The organism is Candidatus Woesearchaeota archaeon (genome assembly GCA_027858315.1).
In the GTDB taxonomy this organism is placed as follows: domain Archaea; phylum Nanobdellota; class Nanobdellia; order Woesearchaeales; family UBA583; genus UBA583.
Genome location: JAQICV010000064.1, coordinates 42,980 through 69,252, shown reverse-complemented (window position 1 = coordinate 69,252; position 26,273 = coordinate 42,980). Strand labels below are relative to the sequence as shown.

33 protein-coding genes are annotated in these 26,273 nt (G+C 26.5%); 19 read left to right on the top strand and 14 right to left on the bottom strand.

The features are described from left to right. Nucleotides 1-647, top strand: a 647-nt coding sequence (locus PF569_06080) for a hypothetical protein (GenBank protein ID MDA3855805.1), incomplete at its 5' end; no start/stop codon positions are given. A 1-nt stretch (nt 648) separates the two neighbouring features. Then, a complete protein-coding gene (locus PF569_06075) occupies nt 649-1,308 on the top strand; it encodes an endonuclease III (GenBank protein MDA3855804.1) in 660 nt (219 codons plus the stop codon). 1 nt (nt 1,309) lies between these two features. Here the strand turns inward: PF569_06075 and PF569_06070 are convergent, their stop codons facing one another. The 11 genes from PF569_06070 to PF569_06020 all read right to left on the bottom strand — a co-directional run bounded on the left by PF569_06070 (nt 1,310) and on the right by PF569_06020 (nt 11,994). Continuing rightward, entirely contained in the window at nt 1,310-1,816 is a 507-nt protein-coding gene (locus tag PF569_06070) for a hypothetical protein (protein ID MDA3855803.1), read from the bottom strand. 26 nt (nt 1,817-1,842) lie between these two features. Further along, a complete protein-coding gene (locus PF569_06065; GenBank protein MDA3855802.1) occupies nt 1,843-2,472 on the bottom strand; it encodes a hypothetical protein in 630 nt (209 codons plus the stop codon). Between the two features lie 69 nt (nt 2,473-2,541). Beyond that, nucleotides 2,542-3,591: a type II secretion system F family protein gene (locus PF569_06060; GenBank protein MDA3855801.1), complete on the bottom strand. Its 1,050-nt coding sequence runs from the start codon at nt 3,589-3,591 to the stop codon at nt 2,542-2,544. Nucleotide 3,592: 1 nt separating this feature from the next. Further along, nucleotides 3,593-4,411 (bottom strand): type II secretion system F family protein, encoded by an 819-nt coding sequence (locus PF569_06055; GenBank protein ID MDA3855800.1) that lies wholly within the window; start codon nt 4,409-4,411, stop codon nt 3,593-3,595. Continuing rightward, nucleotides 4,408-5,904 carry an ATPase, T2SS/T4P/T4SS family gene (locus PF569_06050; protein MDA3855799.1) on the bottom strand — a complete coding sequence of 499 codons (1,497 nt, stop codon included), beginning with the start codon at nt 5,902-5,904 and terminating at the stop codon, nt 4,408-4,410. Before PF569_06050 ends, PF569_06055 begins: the two co-directional genes overlap by 4 nt. 1 nt (nt 5,905) lies before the next feature. Further along, nucleotides 5,906-7,384, bottom strand: a complete 1,479-nt coding sequence (locus tag PF569_06045; protein ID MDA3855798.1) for a hypothetical protein — start codon at nt 7,382-7,384, stop codon at nt 5,906-5,908. 1 nt (nt 7,385) lies between these two features. Next, entirely contained in the window at nt 7,386-7,835 is a 450-nt protein-coding gene (locus PF569_06040) for a hypothetical protein (GenBank protein MDA3855797.1), read from the bottom strand. Between the two features lie 52 nt (nt 7,836-7,887). Further along, complete coding sequence (locus tag PF569_06035) at nt 7,888-9,510, bottom strand: hypothetical protein (protein ID MDA3855796.1); 1,623 nt, start codon at nt 9,508-9,510, stop codon at nt 7,888-7,890. 58 nt (nt 9,511-9,568) lie between these two features. Then, a complete protein-coding gene (locus tag PF569_06030) occupies nt 9,569-10,501 on the bottom strand; it encodes a hypothetical protein (protein ID MDA3855795.1) in 933 nt (310 codons plus the stop codon). 51 nt (nt 10,502-10,552) lie between these two features. After that, the gene (locus tag PF569_06025; protein ID MDA3855794.1) at nt 10,553-11,596 is read right to left on the bottom strand and encodes an AI-2E family transporter; all 1,044 of its coding nucleotides are present in this window, start codon (nt 11,594-11,596) and stop codon (nt 10,553-10,555) included. Beyond that, nucleotides 11,593-11,994 (bottom strand): hypothetical protein, encoded by a 402-nt coding sequence (locus PF569_06020; GenBank protein MDA3855793.1) that lies wholly within the window; start codon nt 11,992-11,994, stop codon nt 11,593-11,595. Before PF569_06020 ends, PF569_06025 begins: the two co-directional genes overlap by 4 nt. Before the next feature lie 246 nt (nt 11,995-12,240). Here PF569_06020 and PF569_06015 point away from each other — a divergent pair, with 246 nt between their 5' ends. From PF569_06015 to PF569_05995, 5 genes are all read left to right on the top strand, one after another. Continuing rightward, a complete protein-coding gene (locus PF569_06015) occupies nt 12,241-12,729 on the top strand; it encodes a 50S ribosomal protein L11 (protein MDA3855792.1) in 489 nt (162 codons plus the stop codon). 2 nt (nt 12,730-12,731) lie between these two features. Then, on the top strand, nt 12,732-12,905 hold the full coding sequence (locus tag PF569_06010; GenBank protein MDA3855791.1) for a 30S ribosomal protein S27ae: 174 nt from the start codon (nt 12,732-12,734) through the stop codon (nt 12,903-12,905). 148 nt (nt 12,906-13,053) lie between these two features. Further along, nucleotides 13,054-13,977 (top strand): FAD-dependent oxidoreductase, encoded by a 924-nt coding sequence (locus PF569_06005; protein ID MDA3855790.1) that lies wholly within the window; start codon nt 13,054-13,056, stop codon nt 13,975-13,977. Between the two features lie 116 nt (nt 13,978-14,093). Then, a complete protein-coding gene (locus tag PF569_06000) occupies nt 14,094-14,348 on the top strand; it encodes a hypothetical protein (protein ID MDA3855789.1) in 255 nt (84 codons plus the stop codon). 66 nt (nt 14,349-14,414) lie between these two features. Continuing rightward, nucleotides 14,415-15,305, top strand: coding sequence for a DUF4349 domain-containing protein (locus tag PF569_05995; protein ID MDA3855788.1), 891 nt, complete (start codon nt 14,415-14,417; stop codon nt 15,303-15,305). 15 nt (nt 15,306-15,320) lie between these two features. On the opposite strand, the gene PF569_05990 is transcribed toward PF569_05995, so the two are convergent. Next, nucleotides 15,321-16,166: a hypothetical protein gene (locus tag PF569_05990; GenBank protein ID MDA3855787.1), complete on the bottom strand. Its 846-nt coding sequence runs from the start codon at nt 16,164-16,166 to the stop codon at nt 15,321-15,323. 66 nt (nt 16,167-16,232) lie between these two features. Here PF569_05990 and PF569_05985 point away from each other — a divergent pair, with 66 nt between their 5' ends. The 3 genes from PF569_05985 to PF569_05975 all read left to right on the top strand — a co-directional run bounded on the left by PF569_05985 (nt 16,233) and on the right by PF569_05975 (nt 19,114). Further along, entirely contained in the window at nt 16,233-16,781 is a 549-nt protein-coding gene (locus PF569_05985; protein MDA3855786.1) for a hypothetical protein, read from the top strand. 77 nt (nt 16,782-16,858) lie between these two features. Beyond that, nucleotides 16,859-18,679 carry a DNA mismatch repair endonuclease MutL gene (mutL, locus tag PF569_05980; GenBank protein MDA3855785.1) on the top strand — a complete coding sequence of 607 codons (1,821 nt, stop codon included), beginning with the start codon at nt 16,859-16,861 and terminating at the stop codon, nt 18,677-18,679. Nucleotides 18,680-18,841: 162 nt separating this feature from the next. Next, nucleotides 18,842-19,114, top strand: a complete 273-nt coding sequence (locus PF569_05975) for a hypothetical protein (protein ID MDA3855784.1) — start codon at nt 18,842-18,844, stop codon at nt 19,112-19,114. Here PF569_05975 and PF569_05970 read toward each other — a convergent pair. Continuing rightward, nucleotides 19,111-19,533 (bottom strand): Lrp/AsnC family transcriptional regulator, encoded by a 423-nt coding sequence (locus PF569_05970; GenBank protein MDA3855783.1) that lies wholly within the window; start codon nt 19,531-19,533, stop codon nt 19,111-19,113. The two genes, PF569_05975 and PF569_05970, sit on opposite strands and share 4 nt — an antisense overlap. A gap of 179 nt (nt 19,534-19,712) precedes the next feature. Between PF569_05970 and PF569_05965 the strand changes: the two genes are divergently transcribed. The 3 genes from PF569_05965 (at nt 19,713) to PF569_05955 (ending at nt 21,559) form a co-directional block, all read left to right on the top strand. After that, on the top strand, nt 19,713-20,390 hold the full coding sequence (locus PF569_05965) for a peroxiredoxin (GenBank protein MDA3855782.1): 678 nt from the start codon (nt 19,713-19,715) through the stop codon (nt 20,388-20,390). 84 nt (nt 20,391-20,474) lie between these two features. Continuing rightward, the gene (locus tag PF569_05960) at nt 20,475-21,038 is read left to right on the top strand and encodes a redoxin domain-containing protein (protein MDA3855781.1); all 564 of its coding nucleotides are present in this window, start codon (nt 20,475-20,477) and stop codon (nt 21,036-21,038) included. 50 nt (nt 21,039-21,088) lie between these two features. Continuing rightward, entirely contained in the window at nt 21,089-21,559 is a 471-nt protein-coding gene (locus PF569_05955) for a hypothetical protein (protein ID MDA3855780.1), read from the top strand. Here PF569_05955 and PF569_05950 read toward each other — a convergent pair. Then, the gene (locus PF569_05950) at nt 21,548-22,195 is read right to left on the bottom strand and encodes a peptidoglycan recognition family protein (protein MDA3855779.1); all 648 of its coding nucleotides are present in this window, start codon (nt 22,193-22,195) and stop codon (nt 21,548-21,550) included. The genes PF569_05955 and PF569_05950 overlap by 12 nt on opposite strands. Before the next feature lie 225 nt (nt 22,196-22,420). On the opposite strand from PF569_05950, the gene pcn reads away from it, so the two are divergent. From pcn to PF569_05920, 6 genes are all read left to right on the top strand, one after another. Then, nucleotides 22,421-23,164, top strand: coding sequence for a proliferating cell nuclear antigen (pcna) (gene pcn, locus PF569_05945; GenBank protein MDA3855778.1), 744 nt, complete (start codon nt 22,421-22,423; stop codon nt 23,162-23,164). Between the two features lie 67 nt (nt 23,165-23,231). Further along, a complete protein-coding gene (locus PF569_05940; protein ID MDA3855777.1) occupies nt 23,232-23,603 on the top strand; it encodes a Zn-ribbon containing protein in 372 nt (123 codons plus the stop codon). Beyond that, nucleotides 23,593-24,219 carry a hypothetical protein gene (locus PF569_05935; protein MDA3855776.1) on the top strand — a complete coding sequence of 209 codons (627 nt, stop codon included), beginning with the start codon at nt 23,593-23,595 and terminating at the stop codon, nt 24,217-24,219. The genes PF569_05940 and PF569_05935 overlap by 11 nt, the downstream gene beginning before the upstream one ends. Nucleotide 24,220: 1 nt before the next feature. Then, complete coding sequence (locus PF569_05930) at nt 24,221-24,598, top strand: hypothetical protein (protein MDA3855775.1); 378 nt, start codon at nt 24,221-24,223, stop codon at nt 24,596-24,598. A gap of 64 nt (nt 24,599-24,662) precedes the next feature. Beyond that, nucleotides 24,663-25,820 (top strand): OB-fold nucleic acid binding domain-containing protein, encoded by a 1,158-nt coding sequence (locus PF569_05925; protein MDA3855774.1) that lies wholly within the window; start codon nt 24,663-24,665, stop codon nt 25,818-25,820. A 23-nt stretch (nt 25,821-25,843) separates the two neighbouring features. Continuing rightward, nucleotides 25,844-26,185 (top strand): hypothetical protein, encoded by a 342-nt coding sequence (locus tag PF569_05920; protein ID MDA3855773.1) that lies wholly within the window; start codon nt 25,844-25,846, stop codon nt 26,183-26,185. The last annotated feature ends 88 nt before the right edge of the window (nt 26,186-26,273 follow it).

Genomic DNA, 26,273 nt, shown 5'->3' with positions numbered 1-26,273 from the left:
TAAAAAAATCTATTAAAAAAATTGAAATAAATTTTAATGATACTTATCTTTTAATTGCAAAAGATTCAAATTTAAATGAATTTGTAACACAGGAGAATATTCAAGTTTTAAGTATTCTTGATGAATTAACTCAAATATTAAATCATTTTGAATATAATAAAGAAGCAGATATATTATTCATGCTTAAAGGGAAAATTGAACTTGGAGTTCAAAGGTACCTTTACTATTCTAAAGAAGAAGTTTTATTGAAAAGATTTACAAAAAAAGGTGATTTTGAAAAACTAGACAAATTTGAACAATTAAATATTTTTAACACTTTTTTGTTTGATGCAAAAGAGTACAAAAAATTAATCAATAAACTTGGAGGGAAAATGCCTTCCCAAAATATTATGAAGAATATATTAAATTGTCTTGCAGGATTAAAAACAATTGATGAGAAAAAATATGATTTAGAATTAAAAAAATATATTATATATTTAAATGAGTTTCCTGAAAAGATTTTAAGTAAAAAAGAATTTGAAGAATTAAAGAGGATTGAAGAATCACTTAGCCCTGAGAAAAATCTAAATTTTATTAAAAAGAATGAAAAATATTTGTTAGATTTAAATTCAGTAGAAATTGCAAACATTATTATTCAAAAATTATAAAATGACTCAAAAATATTATTTTGATGAGATTGTTTCTATTTTAGATGAAGAAGTTAAAAATTGGAATGTTCCAGTTATTACTCTTATTGCTCTTCAAGATAAAGATCCATTTAAAGTTTTAATTTCAACGATTCTTAGTCTTCGAACTAAAGATGAAGTAACAATTGAAGCATCAAAAAGATTGTACACAAAATTAACAAAACCTGAAGATATCTATGAGCTTTCTTCTAAAGATATTGAAAAATTAATTTATCCTATTGGATTCTATAAACGAAAGTCTATTCAAATTGTAGATATTTGTAAATCATTAGTTGAGAAATACGATTCAGTAGTTCCAAGTGATTTAGATGAACTTTTGAGATTTAAAGGAGTGGGACGAAAAACTGCAAATCTTGTTTTAGCCGAAGGTTATCAAATTCCAGCAATTTGTGTTGATGTACATGTTCATAGAATTTCAAATAGATTGGGAGTTTTAAAAACTAAAAATCCTGAAGAGACAGAATTTAAATTACAAGAAATTCTCCCAAAAAAATACTGGATAATATACAATACTTATCTTGTTGCACATGGACAACATATTTGCAGACCTATTAGTCCGATTTGTTCAAAATGTCCTATTAAGAAATATTGTTTGAGAATTGGTGTTGAAAAAAGCAGATAATTTATTCTTTTACAAAATCTATACTTACATAATCTCCAAGACTTCTAACTTCTATTCTCTTTGCACCTTGAGAAAAATCAGAAGATTGGTTATAATAAGAATAATTTTTTGCAAGAGAAGTTACATGCGTACATTTTGTACAATTAAATCGCACATATTCTTCTTGAGGTTGAAAGTATAAAGAGTATATGTCTTTGTCGCCATAATAAGATATTTCTAAAATATCAAAACTCAAACTTGATTGATTATAATGAATTATTGAAATATTTGTAATTCCTTCTGGAAAATCAGTAGATATCGTTTTTTTATTTCCATTACCTAAAAAATATACTTTTTCAGATTCAGTCATAATTTTTAATCCTATTTGTTCTAGATGTTTAGTATCTAGAGTTGTTTTCTCTCCTGTAAAAAAACCATAAAAGAGAGCACCCATAACTAGAATTAAAGTAAAAGCAATACCAAAAATAATTAAAAATTCAAGAGATGATTGGGATTTCTTTTTTTGCATTTGAAAATATAAAATAATAAAAAAGATTAACTAATTATTGCTAATCTTATTGAACCTGAACTTGGAACAGGTACATCTGTTTTAGCATTTCTTAGAGTTAAAGTAATCTTTCCCTCTAAAACATCGTTCTCTCTAAATCCATTTCCGGTATTATATGGAGCAGGTAGACCAGCTGCAGAACAATCATAAATTGCAACTCCAATTTGACCACTAATAAATGTGATATCTGTTGAAAATACTATCCCAGTGAAAACACCCGGAACTAATGGGTCTAAAACACTTACACCAGTACCAACATCTGTTGCTTCATCAGTGTCAGCATTTTTAAGCCAAATTAAATCACAATCTCCATCAAGCTCACTCTCAATTTTACTACTTGCGTCATCAGGTGATATTGTTACTCTTTGCGAACCTTGGTATGTAAATGTTACTACAACATGTGAATTTGTTGCAGCTGCTGTACCAATTGATGCATAAGATTCTGCTCCAGCAGCCATAACATTATTGTTCAATTCTACTTTATTAGGTAATAAATTACCGAAATCTACGAAACTAAATATTAAAGCTCCTACTATTAAAACCACCAAAAGCATCCAACCATATGTCATTAAAAACTCGATTGCAGCTTGACCTCTTTTACTATTATTAAAAACCATAAAAATAATTTATCAATTTTAGTTAAATAATTTAGTCATCCCTAAAAAGTTAAATAATCTAAAATAATATTAAATTATTCCTCCAAAAAAGGAAGCTAAAAGATTAGCCATGAAATAATATATTACAAGTGCCGAGATTATATATACAGGCAGATATTTGATAGATTCATGTAATTTCTCTCCCTTTAATTCAGAGGCTATAAGACTTGAAAAGAATGTGATTAAAAGAATCATTGCATAAGAGAATATTATTAAATACTCAGTATACTCTGAAGGTAATTCTGAGATAGGCAATAAATCACTACCACTTTTTAGAATCATTTGAAATAAATTACCCATGAAAGTTAGAAGCGTAAGAGCTAGAGCAAACAATAAAGGAGCAACAAAAAGTGTGATTGCCTTGATTACAATTGAGAATCCACCTGAATTTGATTTAATCTCATCATTTAGTGCATAAATCCTTTTAAGGTTTTGAGAAATCCTCTCTAGAGGTTTTGCAATATTTCCTCCATTTTTAATTCCTTCTTCAATTAAAAAAAAAGTCCTATTAATTATTTGTGAATCAAATCTTTTTCTAAAACCTTTAAGAGCATCATAAACATTTTCACCCATTAGAATTTTTTGATTAATCAGAGTTACTTCATGAAGCATTGCTTTTTGTTCAGGTCTTACACTTTTCATAAGAGCTTTTTCAAGAGATATTCCTCCTTTTAGATTTGATACTAGATTGTCAAGAAATCCTGGTAAATCATTTTCTATCTCTTCTTCATCTCTTCTAAATTTGGCTTCATGTCTGAAATAATAACTAAATAATACTAAGTAAAAAGTAAATAAATTCAATATGAAATATGTTAGAAATATTATTAAAAATTTGTAGAAAAATGTATAAAAATAATTGCTAAAAGTTCTAAGTATATATTCATATAAATAAAAGTAAAGTGAGATACTTATTAAAATTGATAAAGCAAATAAATTTGCAATAATTTTATAGTTTATATTGTTAAAATAAATTTTTTCATAAAGAGATGATAATTCAGATTTATATTTAAATTTATAAATTTTTTCAGGAGTTAAAAACTTCCCGAATTTTTCCTTATTAAAGCTATTTAAATCTACCATTTTATATTGTTGACCTACTAAATTTGAACGAAGTATATGATAGATATTGGAAAGCAAACATTAGCAAAAAAATAAATATCAAGATAATTCTTAATAGCTCGGGAGCACTATCTAGCATAGTTATACCTAATATTAAAAAAGTTACACCAAGTGAAGGTAGAACGATTCCTAAAAGTAAATACATCATAATAATTGGATTTAATTTTTTAGAAAAAGATTTTACTTCCATTAATTTTTTCTCAGAAGATTCTTCAATAAAACTTACCAATACTCCTTTTAAATCTACACCAATTTCTAAACTATCCTTTAATCTTTTAATTAGGTTTTTAGCTGATTCTACTGGGGCGAATCTTGACCCTTCATCAAATGCATCTTCAAAACTTTTTCCTGTTTTAAATTCAGTATAAATTCTTTTGAAAAATTTACCTCCTGGTCTGTCAATTTTACTTAAGTTTTCAATTGAATTTCCGATAGGCAAACCACTCTCCAAACTTACAAGTAAATATTCTGAAACAAATAATAAGTCACCTTCTAATTCTCGCCCATATTTTTGAATTAAAACATCAACATAACTAAACCAAAATTTATATACAACTGGACTAAATAAAATCATTCCTAATGCACCAAATATCATATAAGTAGGATTACTTTTAGTAAAAGGATACATTATAACTATTAAAGCTATGACGCTTCCAATTGTCATCATTATGGATTGATGTACATATTGTAGAGGACTTAATTTAGAATTTGCTTTTTTTAATTTTAATTTTAATTTAGGATTCCTCTTTACAATTCCTCTAAGCATATTTGTGAAACTCATTGTATTTTAGGTTTAGGTTTTTTTGAAACCTCTTTTAATTTTTTAAATGCTTCTTTTATCAAATTATCTTTGTCTTTATAATATCTATTTATTACTTTTCCAACATCATCAATTTCAGTAATATTGTATTTGGCTAGATATTCTAAAACAAGAGCTCTTCTTTTAAGTTCATCGAAAAATTCTTTTTCATCAATTCCTTGGAACTCATCTAATTTTTGAGTTAAATATTTCGGTTTGTTTTTCATAAAATATTTTTTGGTTTTCGGATTGAATTGTAGTAATACTCTTTCATTTCCATCTTCATCTAATTCTGCAATTTGAAGAGTAACTCTTTGTCCTGATCTTCTATCTCTTGATTGAATTACAATTAAACCTAAAGCTGAGAGTGTAAATTTAGGAATTTCAATTGGGGATGATGAGAGTCTTAAAACAGTTTCATGAGCATTGTTTGCATGAAATGTACCATATACACTATGACCTGTCCTCATAGCCTCAAAAAGAACTTCTGCTTCTTTTTTCTTTCTAATTTCTCCAATAATTATTCTATCAGGTCTCATTCTTAAAGAGTTCATGATTAAATCTAACATACTAACTTCTCCTCTTCCTTCTTGGTTAGATTGCCGAGCTTCCATTGGAACCCAATGAGAATAATCTGGCAATCTTATTTCTCTTGTATCTTCAACAGAAATGATTCTTTGAGATGCAGGAATGAATGTTGAAATGGCATTTAAAAATGAAGTTTTACCTGATCCTGTTCCTCCAGCAACAATTATTGAAAATTCATTTTCCATTGCAATCCAAATCATTGCAAGTGCTATTGAAGATGAAGTTTTCGAATTTATTAAATCTGAGACTGTCCAAGGCTTATCTGAAAAACGCCTAATAGTTAGTGTTGTACCCATTGTCGAGATAGGATTTAGAGTTGCATTTACTCTGTGACCTCCCCTAAGATGGGCATCTAAGAGCGGAGTTAAATTTGAAAAAAATTTCTTATTTTCAAGAGCAATTCTTGAGGCAATATTATTAATTTCATCATCATCTATGAAATTAAGATTTGTTTCAAGCCAACCATGTTTTCTATGATAAATCATAATTTTTTTCGAACCACCATTAATAGTTAATTCTTCAATATTTGGATCTGAAATTATTATATCTACAAATCCTAAATCTAAACTTTTTTGTACTATGTAAGTCACTAATTTATCTTTATCATCATAATTTAAAACTGGCAAATAAAATTGAATTAATTCTTTTACTTTTTTGACATAAGCTTTTTTTAATTCGTCATAGGTGAAATTGTCATCTTTGTCTTTTTCAAAAATTCCTTCCCTCAAAAGATCCTCTTTTATTTTTTCAACAATAAATTTAGTATAATCACCAACTTCTAATATGCCAACTTCATAAACACCAATATAACTATCTTTAGAAGAATATATTACTATCGGGATTTTAGATGTTTCAAAGTTTATTTCATATTTATCGAGGATTTCCATTTTAACTTAATTTTTTCTCATGTAGCGTTTTTGTTAACTTTTTTAATGTTTCTTTTTTAACATCTGGTGAAATATTTGCAAGGTTTAAATAAAAAGTTATTTTTTTATAAATATTTTTTACTTTTTGTGAATCATTTGTTAATTTGAATTCTTGATATAGTCTGTCAACTTCAATAAGTATATCTTTTTTTGCGCCTTTTAAATTTAATTTAGGATTATTTATATTTGTTAATTTTTCTTCTTGAAAATTTATTTTATCAAATTCTTTTTGTTTTTTTATAGTTTCATATTTTTCTTGGAAAACTTTTTCTTGTCCAATATTTTTTGTTAATTCCTCAATTTTCCTGTTGAATTCTTCTTTCTCATAAATGAATTGTTTTGGGAGTTCACTAACTTTTCGTTTTATTTCTAATAAATTATTTTTATCAAAATTATTACTCATTTCAACATGTTTTAAGTATTCTCTTATCCCTTCAATTCTTTTTGAATATTCATAAGTTTCAACAAACATGAAAATATTTCTGTTTAAGATTAGTTTGTTAAGTTTTGTATATAATTCGTTTATCTGTTTGAAAATATCTATTTTTTTTTCAACAAAAAAATCTGGCAAAGTTTTGAATTCTACTATTATTTCATCATAAGTAATAACTGTTTCAGAAATATTTTTTTTAATGTAGAATGTATGGAATTTCTCAAAAAGTTGATTTATCAAATTATTTCGATACTCAAATTCTTCATTGTATTTATGTATTAAAAAATCTTGGGACTTCTTTAAAACTTTTGAGATTTTTATTTTTTCTTCAATTAAATCAGGAAGGAGTAATTTTGGAAGATGATTTGAAAATTCTTCTAAATCAGCAATTCCTTTTTCAGCATCTTTTAATTTTGAAGTTCTAATTAACTCAGCAATTGATTGGATTTTACTATTTATTTGGGCTTTTAGATTAAAAATTGTTTTGTTTTTGTATTCTTCTAGTTTTGTAAAAATTATAATCTCAGTATCTCTTATTTTTCTTGAGAGTTCAATTTTCTCATTTAATATAGCTTTAGGGAAAAAATTAAAATCAGTAATTACAATTTTATAATTTTCAAGAACATTAACAAAATCTTCATTTTGCATAAACTCATTAATTTGAAGTATTCTGTCTTTGATATTTTTGGTAATTATTTGAGCATTATTTTTTGAGATTGTTAAAAATTCTTGAGAATATTTCTCGCTAAGATCTTTTAGAGCAATTCCACTTTTATTTTCAATGCCTAAAAATTTATTTGGTAAATCTACATTAAAATTTCTTACTTCATCATAAATTTCTTTAAGAATACCAAGGTCCTTATTTTGAGAATCCTTTTTTACATTCTCAATTCTATCTTCAACTTCTTTTTGAAAATCAAGACTTACTTTTTTAATTTCTTTTTCTTCTGGTTTAGGTACTTCTTCTTTACCTACATTGTCCAAAAATGAATCTATATCTAATCCCATTTTAATATTTTATTAATGCCTCCAAATATTTGCTCCATGCTTTTTGTGTTTGAATTTTATCGAATCCTCTTTTTTGTGCACTAATGTAAAAAAGCTTGTTTATTTCTCCTTTGTAATTTTCAACAAATTTTGGCCAAACTATTTTCATTTGATCATAACTTAAATCTCTTTTTTTACATTTAGAAGTAAAAGTTTCTTTGAGATTCTCAATATTTAATTCTTCGTCCTCTTTATCTGCATCTTCTTTTTTTTCTACTAACTCTACAAATCCTTCAAAGCCTTTGTAGTGAATTTTAATAATCTTGTACTCTTCAAGAATTATTAACCATTTTTCAATGATTTCGTACGGTAAATTAAGTTTTTCTCTAAGAAAAGTCGTAGTACAATTTTTATTATTCTTGATAAGCACTACCAAATCATCAATTGGAGTATTTAGAACCTTACTTAACATATGTTTTCTTCGATAATTTATATTTTATATATTTATACTAATTAAAAAGTAATTACTCATAGACTTGTTTAACCTTTTGTTTTAAAATGAAATAAAAACAAAGATATATGCCTAGTGAGAAAACTAAAAAAATTGTCAAAATTAAAAAGAAAGAACCATAAATCCCAACAACTAAATTTATTATAGGAATATTAAAAAATATGTCTATATTGAATGGCAATCCACTTAAAGAATCACTAAGTTTTTCTCTTAAAAAATCGCTTGAGATTAGCCAATAAAATACTCCAGTGATTATATAATAAGGTATAAAATGATAAAAAATCATTTTAGAAATATAATATGGAATATGGACTAGAATTAATTCTCTGTCGAAAAGTTTGAAATGAAGATAGTATGTTAAGAAAGATAAACTAAAAAATAAAAAACTTAAGAATAAAAAAATTGCACCTTTGTTTGTTTTATTTTCGATTGTAGATTCAAGTTCTTCTTTAGTACCAATATCTTCAAGGATTGTAGAAAGATTAGTTGATCCTAATCCTAGATCATTTGAAGAATTTTGAAGCATTAAGAGAAGAGATTCATACTCAATATAACTAATCATCTCACAAAGAGTATTGTTATCTTGATTTGAATTATCACAATCATCTCTAATGGAATTAAGTTCATATACTCTTTGACTTATATTATCTGAAAAAATATCATATTTGGTAAATTCTTTAATTTCATTAGGTACAAAATGGGCTAAAGTATCTATAGAAATAGGTAAATTTTTTTGTTCTTGTGGAAGTGCTAAAGTAATTTGCGACATTAATAATTGAGAGATAATTTTTTTAGTATTGTATGAAACTTGATTACTAAAACCTAAACTTGACCAAATCCTATTTACCTCATTTTTTCGAAGATTTGTTAATTCAATAGAGATAATCTCTTGAGATTCAGATAGAGATAAAGAGATGTATGCATTTTCATTTATTGTGTAAATATCTTTTAAACTTTCAATATCAATTTGAGAGATTATTGAAGAGTAATCTAACTCTTCTAAGGATTGAGATAATTGATTTTTAGTTATTGGTGCACCAATTAACTCAGGCATATCTTTTTCCATTCCAGCATAGATAATGCTAATAAAAAGTTTTGAAAAATCAAGTTTATCTTGAAATGATTCTGGTGTGACTTCTAGAATCTCATTTAAAATCTCAGCTTGATAAAGAGTCATATTTTTATTATGAATGGATAAAATTTCTGAATTTTCGGCAAATTCAATATTTAGTTCATCATTACTAATTTCAAATTGACCAAGAAGCATATCTTCTAATGAACCAACTAACAAATAATCTATTGAACCTTGAATTGAGTCTGTAATTTCTTGAGATTGAGAATTAAACAATATTAAAAAAGATCCAAACATAAAAAAACTTATTCCTAGAACAACTAAAGTTTTTGTTAAGTGCTTAAAATAATTCTTCCAATGAATTGCAATACTTAAAATTAGATAAAATATTACAATAAATACAATATCAATAACTATTTTTGAAAAATCAAAATTTGCTACTCGAGATAACTCTTGAGATAGAGAATAAATGTAAGTTAGTATATCAAATACAAAATATCCTATAATTAAAACGCACAAAGTACCTAATGATAGTCTTAAATACAATTCATTTTTTTTATTCATAAATAAATAAATAATATTCTCTTTTAAAAAGTTTATTCACTAAAAAAAATTGAAAAAATTATTCCGAATAGATATCAATAATTGAAAGAGTTATTGTATCTAGTTCTCCTAATACATCTTTAAGTAGTTGAGTTACTACGAGATACAAATTCATATTATCTTGGAATTTTATTCTATTTTCTTCAAATTCTCTTAAAAGAGATTGTTTTTTATCAAGATATAATTTTAAATTGTTTTCTAGATTTATATCTTTTTTAAAAAGACTAGTTATGAATTCAAAATAAGATTTTAATTCTCTTAACATTTGTTCCATGATATGACTACTTTTATCTTCGCATTTTTCTAAATATCTTGCTACTCTTTTAATAATGTCTCCAATGCTTTCAAGAGAAGATACAATCCTCCACAAATATATCGAATTTTTTACTTCGTAAGTTTTTTCCCTTTTATCTAAATTATAATTAATTGTTTTAAATGTTAAAAATGTTAATTTATTAATGTTTGAATCAATTTGAGAGATATAATTGTGTCTATTATTTTCAATAATCTCATCAAATAAGATTTTTTCTATCCCAATGATTTTCTGAATCATATTATCGACATCTAAAGATTTTGGGTCACTTAAATCTTTGAAAAGAATAAAGTCTTTTCCAATTTCATAAATTTCAATTGAACTTAGTTTCTCTTTGAAAATTCTAAGTTCTTCTAATCGCTCTATTACTTTTTCACCTTTAATTCTTATGTATCTGTAATTTTTTAGATAATATGAAATTAATTTTTTGTTGAAAATTTTCAGAGGCATATCATCAATATTGATTTCAGCTTCTTTTTCAATTAAATTGTCTTTCTCAGTTGAAATCATCAACTTATTCTGATTCTCGACTAGGTCTATAGTGTCGCCCTTAACTAATTTATTTTTCTTTACCCATTCATTTGGTAATGTTAATACAAAAGAGGATGTTCCAAATTTAATAATTTTTCTCTCTACCATATAAAATGAAAAAAACATTTATTTATATATCTTACTATATGTTCACCAAATTTATTTTTCTTCTTCAGAGTATTTTAATGTTTCTTTTAAGTATTTTAACAAGATAGAAGTAATGGAAATTATCAGTGGCCCAAGAATTACACCAATTAATCCAAATGCATACATTCCTCCAATAAATCCTATAAATACTAATGCAGGAGGAATTGTGTCTTTACTGCTCATAAGGACAGGTCTTACAAAATTATCAATCATATTAATAATTAAAGTCCCATAAATTAAAAGTCCAAATCCTCCAAATTGATCACCAGCTATAATCATATAAATACTTACAGGAACCCAAACCATAGGAGTTCCAAGATAAGGAATTAAACTTGTAATTAGTGTTAAAAATGTAATAATTAAAAGATTAGGAGCTCCAAATATTATAAAACCTAAAAGGGCAACTAAGGTTTGTATTGCTCCAGTTAAGAAATATCCTTTAAAGAGAACTTTCACATTTTTAGCAATGCTTCTTACGATTGCATCTTGTTTTTTTAAACTTAAAGGTATGTATTCATTTACTGCTCTAAATATTTCTCTATTGTACATTAAGATATAATATGTGATGAATAATACTATGAAGAAATAAAGTATCATAGTAGGAATTGAAGAGAAAAAACTATTTGTTAATTCTAAGATAAAAGCTACTAATTTATTTACAAATTCAGATGCATTGATGTTTGATAAAAAAGTTGAATTGGATATGTTTGCTAAGAATGAATTTACTATTGCATTTAATATTTCAGGATTTTCGATGTATTCTCTGTATCTTATTACTAATTTTGTAAGTTCAAGAATTACAACATAAGATAATAATATTAAGGGCATAAATACAATTATAATAGATATAAACACAGTTCCTAATGAGGCTAACCTTTTATTTTTTATTTTTTCGAAAAAATATGTATAGATTGGATATAAAAAATAAGATAGAAGAGAACTATAAATTATTAGAGTAAATATGTTTTTAATTACAAACATTGTTAGTAATAAAAATACTATACTTATCCCCAGTAAAAAGTTTCTTTGCGTTTTTGTACTATATCTTAGATTCATTTTAAATATTTTGTAATTGTATTTATTCCTTTTTGAACATTATTGAAAAAATCTTTTTCTTTTTCAAGTACATCATCTTCTGATAGTGTGTCTTCTTCAAAGATTTTATTTTTTATTGCGATATTTGAGATTTTAACACATCTTAAATTGATTAATTCTTGAGATACTTTTTGAGAGTTTGAGAGAATTAATCTTTCTCGTTTCAATTTATCCCTTAATTCAAGATTAGGTCTTAATTTGTCTATTTCTAATTTTTTATCTTTTAGAAATTTTTGCAGAGATTCATAAAATTCTTCAGGAAGCATTTGGAGTTTCTTTATTTTCTTTTCTTCTCTTAATAAATTGTACAGAGAATTGTAAGTTAATAAAGGTAATTCTGAAGAATTTTGGTTGTCCATATGTAAGACTTTCGTTGTTTATATATAAATTTTGTTAATTTTTAATAGGTTTTATTAATATTTGAGACTATTTAGAGTTCGAACAGAATAAGAATTAAATGATTTTTTATTCTTATAAATTGTGTTCTTTATCAATAATATGAATGACACAACAATTTATAAATCAATTAAGGTTAATATTTTTAGGTGTTATTGTAATAATAACGCTATTTATCCTTCATAGAAGGTTGCTTAAATAAAAGACAAATGGCAAAAGAGACAATTGAAATATTAATCGAGGGTGGTAAAGCGAGTGCTGCACCTCCTCTAGGACCAGCATTAGGTCCACTAAAAGTAAACATTGGACAAGTTGTAGCAGACATTAATAAGAAAACTGCAGACTTTAAGGGTATGAAAGTTCCAGTAAAAGTTATCGTTGATACTGAGACTAAATCATATGATATTGAAATTGGAACTCCTCCTGCTTCACAATTAATTAAGTCTGAATTAGGAATCGCTAAGGGTAGCGGAACTCCTGATAAGACTTATGTTGCAGATATTACAATTGAACAAATTAAGAAAGTAGCTAGAATGAAATTTGACTCATTACTTGCAAATGACTTATCTGCTGCAGTTAGAGAAATGGCTGGAACATGTTATTCATTAGGTATTAAAGTTGATGGGAAAGTTCCTAGAGAATTTATTGCAGATGTAAAGAAAGGAAAGTACGATAAAGTATTAAATGAGGAAATCTAAAAATGACTAAATCTAAAGAAAAGGCAAAATCATCAGCTCCATCAAAGAAGTATGAAGCATATTCAGATGGTAAAAAAGTTAAGAAAGAGTGCCCTAAATGTGGTAGAGGAATTTTTTTAGCAGAACATAAAGATAGATTCCATTGTGGAAAATGTGCTTACACAGAATTCAAATAAGAATTCTGTGATTAAAAATTACATAATTTTTATTTTACAGAGTTTAAAACTCAAAAATAATTTTTTAATTTTATTTTATATTGTGAATTTATTTATTCTAAAATCTAAACTTCGATACATTAATAAAAACTTAAGTTGAATTTATTCTATGAATGAGAACGAGTATGATTTAATTATTGTTGGTGGTGGGTGTGCTGGTTATCCTGCTGCAATTTATGGTGCAAGATTTAATTTGAAGACTTTAGTTATTGCTAAAGAACTTGGCGGTTTAATTACAACAACAAATGAAGTTGAAAATTATCCTGGATTTACAAAAATTTCTGGACCTGATTTAGCAAAGAACATGGAAGACCATGTTAGAGCAAATGGAGTTCCAATTGAAAATGATGTTGTGAAGAGTGTTGAGAAAAAAGGTGAATTTTTTGTTGTGAAAACTGATTTGATGAATAAAGAATTTACTGCAAAATCTATTGTTCTGGCAACAGGAACAAAACATAAACATCTTGGTGCTCCAGGAGAAGAAGAGTTTAGAGGTAAAGGAGTTAGTTATTGCGCTACTTGCGATAGTATGTTTTTTAGGAAAAAGACTGTAGGAATGATTGGAGGTAGCGATAGTGCTGCAAAAGAAGCTATGGTTTTAGCACAAAATTGTGAGAAAGTTTATATGTTTGTGAGGTCACATCTTAAAGCTGAACCTGTAAATATTGATAGATTAAGAAAAATCTCAAATATTGAAATTATTGAAGGAGTTAATGTTAAAGAAATTTGTGGAGATAAATTAGTTAATCATGTTATATTAGATAAAGAGTATAATGGTTCAAATAAAATTGACCTTCAAGGAGTTTTTATTGCTGTAGGACAGCTTCCTCAAAGTGAACTTGCAAAGAATCTTAGTGTGGAACTTGCAGGAAATGGAGAAATTATTATAGATAAATTGTCAAAAACTAACATTGAAGGAGTGTTTGCTGCTGGAGATGTTACAAATATGGGTTGGAAGCAAGCTATTACTGGAGCTTCAGAAGGCTCAATTGCTGCATATTCTGCATTTGAGTATATTCAAAAAAAATTCTAAAAATCATTAAATTTGATTTTGCTGCCTTCAAGAAAATTTTAAATGAGGGAATTTCTAGTATAAAGTTTAGATAAGTGATAAGAAAAATTTTTAAAGAAACTTCAACATAATCAATTATGGTTGTAGTCCCTATAGTTTTTTGGAGTTATGTTGGAATTGGAACTTTACTAATTTTATTTAGTAAGTCAATTAGTTCTTATATCTATAAAATGGTTTTAGTTTTCACAAATAAGGCTAATCTTTCTGAGCTTTTCATATTTAAAACTAATAAAACTCAAAGAGATTCATTTTTTATGTTTGCAAGATCTTTTACTGTAATATTTGGTCTTCTCATCGCATTTTTTAGTTTATATATCATGTATTTTAATTGATATTATAACTTTAATCTAATTCAAAGTAATAAATAATATTATAAGTCTCTAGTTTAAAGTATAGATATGGTAGATAAAAATGAAAACCATTTGAAAAAGAACTGGAAAAATTATGTTATAAGTATTTTTGCAGCAATGTTTCTAATTCCAATGCTAGGAGTAATTTTAATGATTGGAGTTAATTTTACAGATTTTGGTGGACTTAGTTCTATGAGTTCAAAGAGTATATCAAATGATATGATGTATGAGAGAAGCATGGGAAGTAGTTATTATCCTTCTTATGATGAAGGATTTTCTCCTGAGGCTGAAGATAGGAAAGTTATCAAGAATGCTAATATTCAATTAGAAGCTGAAGATTTTGATAAGTCTAAATCTCAAATTCAAAATTCAATTACAGCACATGAAGTAATTGTATTGTCTGAGTCTGAATCAAAATATAGAGATGATTACAGAAATGTGAATTATAGATTTAAAGTTAATTCAGCATCACTTGATGTATTTTTGGGCGAGATTAAAACTTATGGAGAAGTTCAGAGTTTGAATGTTTATGTTAATGATGTAACTGGATCTTATACAGATTATACTCAAAGAGTTGAGAGGTACAATAATCAAATTGTAACTTATATTACAATGCTTCAAAAAGAGAATATCTCAATTCAAGATGAAATCCAAATTCAAAATAGAATTGATAATTTAGAGGATCAAATCTTTTATCTCAATAATAGGATTTCAACTATTGATGAAGAAGTTGCATACTCTGAAGTTTATTTAACAGTTAGAGAGAAACCATCTACACTCTCAGAGATTGACTTTTTAGGATTAAAGGATGGATTCAAATTATTTGTTAATTCATTTGAAGCAGGATTACAAATCATGCTTGCTCTTTTAGGATTTATCATAGTTCCATTTGTTGTTGGATATGGTGTATTTAGAAGTATTAAGTGGATGAGAAAATAATTTATTATTTATTTATTATTTTTCTATAAAATAACCAATATAATTATACAAGTTTTCTTCTATGGCAAAACATAAACCCCCAATAAATGAGTCTCTATGGATATTTTTTTTAAATTTAGATAATAAGTCATACATCTTATGAATATTATTCTCGAATAAATAGACTACATACATCTCAATTGATTTGATTGTTAGATCTATATTTTCTATATCTGTTTTTGAGATTCTTTTTTTGACATCTAGTCTTTTTGATAGTTCAGATAAATAATCTCCGATACTCTCTATTGTTGAAGTTAGTAAAAAATATTTGTAAGAGTTTTCTACTTTTTCATATTTGTTAATATATCTTAGACAGTAAAATAAATTATTATCAAGAAGCCTTTCTTCATTTTTCACATCTTCTTTTGTGGCTTGTTTTTCTAGTTGCTTTCTTATTGTTCTTGCTTGCTGAATTAATAATTGACATCCTCTCTTAAATAACATTATAAAATCATCTTCTGGAATCCCTATTATGTCTTTCATTATCAATTCTTCACTTGTATGGTTTTCAATAATCATTCCTAAAAACCCATTGCCAATTTCTTGTGACAAAGAAAAGTTGTCGTGCTTTAATATTATTCGATCATATCCTTCAATATATTTGCCCGTGATTATATGAAAAGCTAGTCCTCTTCTCATACCCCTGATGTCAAGTTTTATTTCTCTTTTTTCTAAAGACTTATTTGAACTGATAATTAATTCTCCTTTTTCTTCTCTTACCTGAACTGAATCCTTTTCGGATAAATAGTGTGATTTTATCCACTTAGATGGAAGCGTCATTGTTAGAGCATTTCTTCCTTGTTTTACTAGTTGTCTTTCCATTGTTATATTTGTTATATAACATATATAGTTTAAATATATATAAATCTATCGCCTTAAATAAGTATTATGGCTTCAATAATATTTTATGACTTAGATGGTGTTCATGTAGATTGGGAAGGTAGAGCAATAGAAATTTTAGGTTTAGATAAATCTGAAATAATGCCTCAACTAAAATCAGGAAAAAAATTGGAAGATATTCATTCTGACATTTATGATAGAATTGAGAATAGTGGGACTGATTTTTGGACTGGCCTTGAGTTGTATCCTTGGGCAAAAGAGTTAATTGAATTAGGTAAGAAATATGGAGAAGTTGCTTTTTTATCTTCCGGAGGTAATATTCATAAAAGAACAAATGCAGTTGCTGATGCTAATGCAGGAAAGACTAGATATGTTGCAAAAAATTTTCCAGGCATCCCCTTAGTTCTTACAAGAGAGAAGTATTTATGTGCTAGTCCTAATGCGATTTTAATTGACGATACACAGGAAAAAATAGATAAGTTTAGAGAATATGGAGGGATTGGTTTTGAGTTTCCCCATCCTTATAAAATTATAGAAGGAGATTTAAAATTGAATGAAGTTTTAGGTCAGCTTGAGAAGAGTTTATCAAATATGTAATAAATTGTGAAAATATTAATATTTTTTGCACATTGCGTAAGCACAATATTTATATATAATCTTTTTTTATTAATTCTATGAGTATTAATATATTACCTGGAGAGATTATTAATCAAATTGCAGCTGGTGAGGTTATTGAGAATCCTTCAGCAGTTATTAAGGAATTAGTTGAAAATTCAATCGATGCAAATGCTAGTCAAATAGATGTTGAGATTGAAGATTCAGGACTTAAAAAAATTGTCATTAAAGATAATGGTAAAGGAATTTCTAAAGAAGATTTACTTAAAGCACCACTTAGGCATGCAACTTCTAAAATCAAAAATTTTGATGATTTGTATCATATTTCAACTATGGGATTTAGGGGTGAAGCATTAGCCTCAATTTTTAGTGTGTCAAATGCAAAGATAGTATCTAAAACTCATGGTTCTAATGAGGCGTACGAGATTACTTCTGAGAATACTAATGAGGTTAAAGTTTCTGCAACTAGCTTAGGTACAACTATTAGTGTTGAGAATTTATTTTACAATACACCTGCTAGAAAGAAATATATGAAATCTAGTAATTTGGAACTCAAAGCAATTGTTGATATTATGAATAGATTTTTAGTTTATTATAATGAGGTTAAATTTACTCTAAAACATAATGGAAAATTACTGATAAATAAACCACAATTTAAATCGAAGTTAGATAATCTCTATTATATTTTAGGTAAAGATTTGAAAGATAATTTGATTTATTTTGAAAATGAGAATTATGGAATTAAGGTTTCAGGATTTTTAGGAAAACCATCACAAATAACTTATGGATATAAAAAGAATCAACATTTATATGTTAATTCAAGATATGTGAAATCTAAATTAATTAATGATTCTATGTATGAAGGATTTTCTACAAATTTAATGGAAGGCAGACATCCCCTTTTTGTTTTATTTGTCGAGATTGACCCAGAGATTATTGATGTAAATGTACACCCTACAAAAATTGAGATTAGATTTGAGAATGAACTTGAGATTTATGAGTTTGTGAAGAATTCAATTAGAGAAGTTTTTGAAAAAGTTGATACAATTAAACCTTTTGATAAAGCTGAGAGGAATTATTCACTTGATGAAGTTAGCGAAGTTCAACCTGTTAGAGAATATACTAAACAAGAAGTTATAAATAAACATTATACTAAAGATGTTCAAAAAACTTTTGAAGTTAATGAGGATGAAATTGACTATAAAAAATCATATGATTTTCAAGAAGATATTCTTGAAGATAGTCAAGTTGAACAAGAAAAAAAAGAAATCTCTTATGGACCACTTTTCGAGATACTTGAAGATTATAGAATTTTAGGACAAGTAGATAAAACTTTTATTATTGTTGAAACTAAGAACGAGATGATTTTATTTGATCAACATGTTGTTGAAGAAAAGTTTTTTTATGAAACTTTTAAGAAACAAATTGAAGAGAAAAGTGTTAAGAAACAAGTTTTATTGAAGCCAGATATTATTAATTTCTCACAATCCGAAATGCTGCTTTACAAAGATAATGTAGGAATGTTTGAGAAACTTGGTTTTGAGATTGAAGAGTTTGGGAGTAATGAGATTGTTGTAAGAAGTGTTCCTATTGGACTCTCAAGGTTTGAAGTTAGTGCAAAGATTGTTGCAGATATTATTGGTGAGATTACTGTTGATAAGAAATTTAAATTACTTGAAGATTCAAAGCTTGATAAAATAGCTTCTATGTCTTGTAAGAAGTCTTTGAAAGGTGGAGAAGAATTAACTATTCCTCAAATTCATATGATGATTGAGAATCTAAAGAGATTAAAAGAACCATTTAATTGTCCTCATGGAAGACCTATTATGCTTAGATATACATTTAAAGATTTGGAGAAGAATTTTAAGAGGATTGTTTGAAAAAAGCAAATTTTATAAACCTTAAATGTTGAAAGATTATTATGAAAGAAGAAGCTGAAAAATTATTAGAGATTATTTAAAGCCTATGATAAGAATACTTCATTATTTGAAACTGTTACTTCAATTTCATCAGAAATTTATCCAGGAGATGCCAGGATTTTTTTGAATATTTATCATGAATTAACTAATGATGATGATAGTGAAAAGATACTTTTAACTTATATGAAAACTGCTGCAAAACTTTGTAATAGGTCAGGAAATAGATCTTTATTGGAGATTCAATTAAATGAGAGTATGCAAATATTGGACGAAAATGAAGTACTTAAAGATGTTGGGAACAAACTTGTATATATAACTCAACAAAGTCTAAAAGAGCCTGATTATTTTGTGAAGCCTAATAAAATAGTTGAACAAGAAAATCCAACTTATCATTAATTAATATCTTCATGAATAATACTTGGACAACTCTCAGTTACACCATTAATTCCATTTATTTCTTCCATTATTTTATTTAATTCTTTCATTCCTTTAACCCAAACTTCAAACATTATCATATGATCTCCTGAAGAAGTTGTTAAATTTTTTATGTAAGAAAAATCTTTTAGAATATTCATAACTTTAAAATAATCTTTAGGAGTTGTATCTACACCCATTATTATCTTATTTGAATATCCTAATTTTTTATAATTAACTGAAGCCTTATATCCTAAGATTATCTCTTCCTTCTCTAATTTCTTTACTCTTTTTCTTATTGCAGCCTCAGAAATATTTAGTTTTTTTGCAATTTGAGTAAAAGATATTCTAGCATTTTCTTCTAACATGTCAAGAATTGTTTGATCCTTTGTATCTACCATTTTTCTATTATATATAAAAATGAAGAAATTTATTAATAAATTTCTAAATTAAGCAATACTAAGTATTTTACTTAATACCATAATATATCTTAAAGTTATTTGTTTATAAATCTTACCTAATAAGTTCGATACTCGAGCCAAACCTTTATATATTTGAAACTTCAAATATTAATATCAAAATGGTTGAAGAAATAAAAACAGAAACAATAATTATTGAGAAAGAAACCCCAAGTATGCCTAGATTGGGAGAAAAAGCTCCACACTTTGAAGCAAATACTACTCATGGTATGAAAAAATTAACAGATTACAAAGGTAAATGGTTAATATTATTCTCACATCCTGCAGATTTTACACCAGTATGTACTACAGAATTTATGGCTTTTCAAGATATTAAACCTGATTTAGACAAGAGAGGAGTTGATTTACTTGGATTAAGCATTGATAGTATTTATGCACATATTGCATGGGAGAGAACAATTGAAGAAAAATTTGGAAGAAAAATTGAATTTCCTATTATTGATGATTTATCAATGAAAGTTGCTAATGCATATGGAATGGTTCATCCTGGAGAAGCAGTAACTGCTGCATCTAGATGTGTATTTGTTATAGATGATAAACAAATAGTTAGAGCAATGATTTACTATCCTTTATCTGCAGGTAGAAATATGGACGAAATTCTAAGATTGATTGATTCACTTCAAACAACAGATAAACACTCAGTTGCAACTCCTGCAAATTGGAGACCTGGTGAAAAAGTAATTGTTCCTCCTGCTGGAACTACAAAGCTTGCAGAAGAGAGAATGAATGATAAATCCTTAGAATGTACAGATTGGTTTTTCTGTAAAAAAAATATTTAAATAATTTTTAATTTATTCTTTTAAACTGCAAGTTCGATATTCGAGCCAAATCTTTATAAAATAAAAACCTTTAAAATTAATACGATGGTTAAATTAAATCAAGAGGCACCAGTATTTAAAGCGCAAGCAATGCAAGATAAAGGTTTTAAGGAAGTTAGTTTAGAAGACTATAAAGGAAAATTTGTAGTTTTATTTTTTTACCCTGCAGATTATACTTTCGTATGTCCTACAGAGTTAGAAGATATGGCTGAGAATTATGAAGAATTAAAAAGCTTGGATGCTGAAGTTCTATCTGTTTCAACAGATACTCATTTTGTTCATTTAGCTTGGCATAATGAGTCTCCAAGTATTGGTAAAATCAAATTCCCAATGATTGCAGATGCAACACATCAAATTTCAGTAGCATATGATGTACTAAGAGATCAAGAAGGTGTTGCAGATAGAGCAACAATTGTAATTGATCCGGATGGAATGATTAAAGCAATTGAGATTACCGATGAACCTATTGGAAGAAATGCTAAAGAGTTACTTAGGAAGATTAAAGCTTTAAAATATGCTAGAGAGAATCCTGGTTATGCTTGTCCTGCTAAATGGAATGTTGGTGAGAAAGTTTTGAAACCTGGTGCAGATTTAGTTGGAAAATTATAAATTTTATTTTTTAACAAATATTTATTAATTCAAATTAAATTCTTTCTTATATGGTTGATTTGAATGAGTATATTTATAGTAATCATTTATTATCCAAAGAAGTTGTTACTTTGGTTTATAATTTTGAAAATATAAATTATCAAAATTTTTTGGAATCTTTTAAATCAAATTCTCCTTTTAGTGGGAAAAATGAACATTATTCCTTTGAATCTCTAAATTGTGTATTTTTTAGAAAAGGAAGAATTGAAAATATGTCTGAAAATAGGAGCCAATTTAGTAAGTTAAATGTTTTCTTATATGATTTTGACATATTTAATCACTCTGCTCCTAATCGCGCTATTAAAACTTTAGATATGATAGTACAAAAATATGATGATGAAAATGGAGATTATAACTTAAATAAAGTTTTAATATTTGCAAAATCAAATGCTAAACTTTTTTGTAAAGACAAACAAGAAGAAAGTAATAAACTGCTAAATTTGATGGGAAGAATGAATATTATTGACCTTTTAAGGATCTAATCCATCTAATTTCTTTATTTCTGAGTATAAATTAAATCCCGGACAGGATTGAAATTTTTTTATTAAAGTTACGCTACTATCTGAAGCATCAAATTCTAGAACTTGAGTTGTTATGTCCCTTGTGAAATTTTTATATGTTTCTTTATTTTCAATATCTAGTGGATTAATGTTTGGCAAATGTAATTTCCAATTTCTTTCTTTAATCTTTTTGTATATTGCTTCATTGTGTCCAAATATTTTTTTAATATTATAATTCTCTTTTAATTTGGTTACTAATGAATTTAAAGCATCAATTTGTTTTTGAGTAGGTTCTACTTCATCAAAATTTCCAAATAGTGCTATACCAATTGCATTTTTATTGTATCCATAAGTATGCGCTCCGGCTGATTTTAAGTCTCTAGCGTAATAAATAGTTCCTTTTTTAGAAATCATGAAATGATATCCTATTGATGAATAATGTTGTTTTTTTACATGATTATCTATTAAACTTTGAATAGTTTTGTTCTTTCCAGTATGATGAATTATAATTTTTATGAATTTTGTGGGTTCGTTTGTATCTTGAACTTTAAAATCATAATGAATTTTCTTCATTGGAAGTCCAAATTCCACTATTTTTGCAAGTATATATTGTTTCATTTATTTCTTATGGTGTTATTAATTAATAAATTTAATTGTTGAGTATAAAAATGAAAATCTTAAATATGAATTTTTGAACATTATTTCTGAAAACCTTTTATTTGAATTAATTACCATTCATGAATAATAAGATATAAATTTATAATTATCATCTGTAAATTAATTACTAGTTAGAGATGATAAAATAAAAACATTTATTAATGAATAAGATTTTAATAATTTAAGATGGAATTAATTTTAGAAAACCCAGGTCTGTTAAAGAAGAGTATGGAAATTATTTCTGATATTGTTTTAGAAGGAACTTTCGTATTTAAACCTGATTATATGGAGCTTGTTGCCCTAAATTCAAACAATGTTGTTATGGTAATTTTTAGATTATTGTCAACTAATTTTGAAAAGTATGAGATTAAAGAAAATTTTCAAATCTCACTTAGTTTAGAGCATTTTAGTGATGTTTTGAAAAGATGTAATGATAAGTCTAAACTTATATTAAAAGTTGATCAAGATGGAAATAAATTGAAAATTGTAAGTGAAGGTAAGAATAAAAAAGAGTTTGAATTATCACTTATTGATTTTAATGATGAAAATCTACAAAAGGTCCCTAATTTAGATTTCCCTTTAAAAATTGTTACTTCTTCTTCTAATTTTACCAATTCAATTAATGATTTAAATTTCCTTGAGAATGGAGTTAGTTTTAAAATTGCAAATAAAAAGTTTTCAATTGAAGGAAAAACAAATTCAATGTCTGGGAAAATTGATTTTGATGAAGATATTGATATTAAAACTGAATCCTCTAAAGATATGCATTGTAGATATTCAATTGAATATTTAAAGAAATTCATTAAAGCTGATAAGATTGTAAATAATGTTGAAATGAGTTTTAATGATGATTATCCTTTGAAGGTTGAGTATAAATTAGTTGACAAATTACTACTAGGATTTATCCTTGCTCCAAGAGGAGAGGATTAGTTTTATTTTATTCTTTTTTAATTGAAAAGACAAAATTTTATAAATAATAAACACAGAATTTTTTTATATGCCTCATCAATGTCTTAAATGCGAATCAATATACGATAATACTTCAGAAGTTATTATTCAAGGATGTCCTAAATGTGGGTCAAAATTATTTTTATTTATGAAGAAAATCCCAACAGTAAAAGCTGAAATCGAACTTAGCAAGGAACAAAAAGATATTATTTTAAAAGAAGTTGAGAGTTTTGTTGATATTGAAGAAATAGATAAACCAATTATTTTGAAATTAGAAAATGTTAGAGTTTTAGCTCCTGGAAAGTATGAGATAGATATTAATCAGCTGATGAAAAGAGAGAAACCTCTTATTTACAAAGTTCAAGATGGAACTTACATTATTGATATTGATTTTTTAAGAGGTGTTAGAAATGACAAATAAAACCTTGTTAAATGAGAAATTAGATTTAATTTTGAAGAACCAGAAGAAGATTTTGAAGAATGAGGAAAAGATTCTTGGAGAAGAGTACAAGCTTGAGGAGATGGAGAAAGAAGACTTAGCAAATGATGTTAAAAATTTTGAAACAGAAGAAGACGCAATCAAAGAATTGAAGAAGCTAGAGAAAGATTTAAAGAAGAACAGTATTTCTCCAATTAATAAAATTACAAAAAGAGATATGTTTAAGGGTTTTATCGGAGCATTTGTAGGAATTATGGGACATTTTGCGTTTTCTAAGGCATCTGATATTGCTCAAACAATAGATTGGCAAAGAGCAACAGTTATGTACATTATTGCATTTATCATGATTATAATTATGCTTTATTATACTGGATTTAGAAAGGTTCAAAAACATCTTATTTTGAAATTCATGCCACTTAGAGCGACAATTTTATATGTAGTCTCAATTGTTGCTATTTTATTTGTAAATCTTTTATTTGGTAAGTTTCATACACCTTATCATTTTTTAGAAATATACAATATTGTTGGAGCAACAATCATCTTAGCTGTTCTTGGAGCAGGAACTGCAGATTTGATTGGTAATGTGGGGCATGAGTAGAATGGGATTTTTTAGCAAAGCCAAACCTTTGGACAAAATAATTAATATTCTAAATAATTTAAAAGTAAGATTAGAAAATTTGCAAATTATGATTTACCATAATTCAAATGAAGAGATTAGTTTAGAAATTAACAGCATAAATGATAGTATTGGACAGATACACAGAGTATTATACAATATATTTAAAATGAATTATGCTCAAGAGATTAATCATTTAAAAGCAATACTTATAATTCCAATAAGTAATTTAAAATTTAAGAAAAATTACTCGGAAATTGCCATTAAAGAAAGGATTAATAGTATAAATGCAATAACAACTTCAATTCATAAATTTAACCAAAACAATAAAGAAAAAAAAGTCTTTAAAAAAGCTGTATAAAATATTAATTATTTACTACAAGATGGAAAATTTTATAAACTTCGTTTAGTGTTTAATTATTATAATGACAGAGAAAGAAAAACTTCTACAAAATCTTATTGATAAGTCTGGTAAATCTTCTGAAGAAATCAGCTCAATGATTGCCGAGAAAGTTAATGAATTATCAGGATTAATCTCAGATGAAGGAGCAATTTATATTATTGCTAATGATTTAGGCGTAAGGCTTGATTCAGAGAGACCTAAAAAAGATGCAGAGCTTGCAAAGATTGAAGATATTACTGAACCTAAGACTCCAGTTAGTTTTATTTGTAAGATTATTAGAAAATATGATTTAGTTACTTTTTCTACTGAGAAAAACCCTCAAGGTAGAGTTCAATCGATGCTTGTCGGAGATGAGACTGGAATTACAAGGCTTGTTTTTTGGGGAGAGAAAACTGAATTATTAGATTCTATTCATGATGGAGATGTTTTAAAAGTTTTAAATGCTTATACTAGAGAAAATACTAATCAGGAGAGAATTGAAGTTCATTATGGACAATATAGTGATATTGAAGTTAATCCTAAAGATGTGAAAATTGAATTAAAAGAATTTGTTCCACAAGAAATTGTGAGTAAAGAGAAAAAAATTAATGAACTTGAAGAAGGAGATAGAAATATTAAACTTTCAGGTATTGTGACAGATTTTGAGATTCCTAGATTCTATCTTGGATGCCCAGAGTGTTTTAAGAAAGTTTTTCAAGATGAAGGAATATATAAATGCGCCGAGCATGAAGAAGTTAAAGCACTAAGAATTCCAATTGTAAATATTGTATTTGACGATGGAGAATCAACTATATCTATTGTTGGATTTAGAGATAGAGCTGAGAATTTAACAAAATTAAAAGATATAGAAATTATTGGACTTACAGAAGATATTGATAAATATAGAGATTTCTCTAAAAAGATGATTGGTTCAAAACTTGAGATTGTAGGAAATGTTGGACTTAATAATATGACTGGAGATAAACAATTTTTAGTTAATCAAGTACTTAGTGTTGAGTTCACAACAGTTGAAGATACGAGCAATCAAAAGATTGCTGGACAATCTGAAACAAGTTCAGATAGAATTGTTAAGAAAGAAGAATCAAAACCTGCTGCAAAAGAAGAGAAAGTAGAAGAAGTGGATATTGATGATAATTTAGATGATATTGAAGAGATTGATATTGATGATGATTTGTTATAAATAGTGAATTCGTATAAAATCATATGAGACTACAAAAAACATTAATAGGATTAATGGCAATTGCAAGTATTAATGTTGCATATGCAGAAGATTCACCATTATTAAAAGATGTTGTTGCTTTTTCAAATGATCAACAATTATTTGAAAAAGAATATCAACCCATATTTGATAAAATTTGTAAGGTATACAGACAAAACTTATTAGAAGATTCTAGTAAAGAACTCGAAATGATTAAGAAAGTTTATGATTTTAAAGCTCAAATTGTTCAAGCAAAAGGAGACATAATATTTATTACAAATATTGAACCTGAAGATGGTATTCAAAATTCATCGGAGTTTAAATTTTTTTATAAATGTAAAAAATAATTACTAAAGTTTATTTGTTTTAAATTCTATTAGGTTTTTATTTTAAATACTTTTTTAAACACATTTTTATTCTAAATAAATATAAGAC

Excerpts from the sequence above, each read along its gene's own strand:
- PF569_06075 (MDA3855804.1), top strand. The coding sequence starts at position 649 with ATGACTCAAAAATATTATTTTGATGAGATTGTTTCTATTTTAGATGAA.
- PF569_06070 (MDA3855803.1), bottom strand. The coding sequence starts at position 1,816 with ATGCAAAAAAAGAAATCCCAATCATCTCTTGAATTTTTAATTATTTTT.
- PF569_06065 (MDA3855802.1), bottom strand. The coding sequence starts at position 2,472 with ATGGTTTTTAATAATAGTAAAAGAGGTCAAGCTGCAATCGAGTTTTTA.
- PF569_06060 (MDA3855801.1), bottom strand. The coding sequence starts at position 3,591 with ATGGTAGATTTAAATAGCTTTAATAAGGAAAAATTCGGGAAGTTTTTA.
- PF569_06055 (MDA3855800.1), bottom strand. The coding sequence starts at position 4,411 with ATGAGTTTCACAAATATGCTTAGAGGAATTGTAAAGAGGAATCCTAAA.
- PF569_06050 (MDA3855799.1), bottom strand. The coding sequence starts at position 5,904 with ATGGAAATCCTCGATAAATATGAAATAAACTTTGAAACATCTAAAATC.
- PF569_06045 (MDA3855798.1), bottom strand. The coding sequence starts at position 7,384 with ATGGGATTAGATATAGATTCATTTTTGGACAATGTAGGTAAAGAAGAA.
- PF569_06040 (MDA3855797.1), bottom strand. The coding sequence starts at position 7,835 with ATGTTAAGTAAGGTTCTAAATACTCCAATTGATGATTTGGTAGTGCTT.
- PF569_06035 (MDA3855796.1), bottom strand. The coding sequence starts at position 9,510 with ATGAATAAAAAAAATGAATTGTATTTAAGACTATCATTAGGTACTTTG.
- PF569_06030 (MDA3855795.1), bottom strand. The coding sequence starts at position 10,501 with ATGGTAGAGAGAAAAATTATTAAATTTGGAACATCCTCTTTTGTATTA.
- PF569_06025 (MDA3855794.1), bottom strand. The coding sequence starts at position 11,596 with ATGAATCTAAGATATAGTACAAAAACGCAAAGAAACTTTTTACTGGGG.
- PF569_06020 (MDA3855793.1), bottom strand. The coding sequence starts at position 11,994 with ATGGACAACCAAAATTCTTCAGAATTACCTTTATTAACTTACAATTCT.
- PF569_06015 (MDA3855792.1), top strand. The coding sequence starts at position 12,241 with ATGGCAAAAGAGACAATTGAAATATTAATCGAGGGTGGTAAAGCGAGT.
- PF569_06010 (MDA3855791.1), top strand. The coding sequence starts at position 12,732 with ATGACTAAATCTAAAGAAAAGGCAAAATCATCAGCTCCATCAAAGAAG.
- PF569_06005 (MDA3855790.1), top strand. The coding sequence starts at position 13,054 with ATGAATGAGAACGAGTATGATTTAATTATTGTTGGTGGTGGGTGTGCT.
- PF569_06000 (MDA3855789.1), top strand. The coding sequence starts at position 14,094 with ATGGTTGTAGTCCCTATAGTTTTTTGGAGTTATGTTGGAATTGGAACT.
- PF569_05995 (MDA3855788.1), top strand. The coding sequence starts at position 14,415 with ATGGTAGATAAAAATGAAAACCATTTGAAAAAGAACTGGAAAAATTAT.
- PF569_05990 (MDA3855787.1), bottom strand. The coding sequence starts at position 16,166 with ATGGAAAGACAACTAGTAAAACAAGGAAGAAATGCTCTAACAATGACG.
- PF569_05985 (MDA3855786.1), top strand. The coding sequence starts at position 16,233 with ATGGCTTCAATAATATTTTATGACTTAGATGGTGTTCATGTAGATTGG.
- mutL (MDA3855785.1), top strand. The coding sequence starts at position 16,859 with ATGAGTATTAATATATTACCTGGAGAGATTATTAATCAAATTGCAGCT.
- PF569_05970 (MDA3855783.1), bottom strand. The coding sequence starts at position 19,533 with ATGGTAGATACAAAGGATCAAACAATTCTTGACATGTTAGAAGAAAAT.
- PF569_05965 (MDA3855782.1), top strand. The coding sequence starts at position 19,713 with ATGGTTGAAGAAATAAAAACAGAAACAATAATTATTGAGAAAGAAACC.
- PF569_05960 (MDA3855781.1), top strand. The coding sequence starts at position 20,475 with ATGGTTAAATTAAATCAAGAGGCACCAGTATTTAAAGCGCAAGCAATG.
- PF569_05955 (MDA3855780.1), top strand. The coding sequence starts at position 21,089 with ATGGTTGATTTGAATGAGTATATTTATAGTAATCATTTATTATCCAAA.
- PF569_05950 (MDA3855779.1), bottom strand. The coding sequence starts at position 22,195 with ATGAAACAATATATACTTGCAAAAATAGTGGAATTTGGACTTCCAATG.
- pcn (MDA3855778.1), top strand. The coding sequence starts at position 22,421 with ATGGAATTAATTTTAGAAAACCCAGGTCTGTTAAAGAAGAGTATGGAA.
- PF569_05940 (MDA3855777.1), top strand. The coding sequence starts at position 23,232 with ATGCCTCATCAATGTCTTAAATGCGAATCAATATACGATAATACTTCA.
- PF569_05935 (MDA3855776.1), top strand. The coding sequence starts at position 23,593 with ATGACAAATAAAACCTTGTTAAATGAGAAATTAGATTTAATTTTGAAG.
- PF569_05930 (MDA3855775.1), top strand. The coding sequence starts at position 24,221 with ATGGGATTTTTTAGCAAAGCCAAACCTTTGGACAAAATAATTAATATT.
- PF569_05925 (MDA3855774.1), top strand. The coding sequence starts at position 24,663 with ATGACAGAGAAAGAAAAACTTCTACAAAATCTTATTGATAAGTCTGGT.
- PF569_05920 (MDA3855773.1), top strand. The coding sequence starts at position 25,844 with ATGAGACTACAAAAAACATTAATAGGATTAATGGCAATTGCAAGTATT.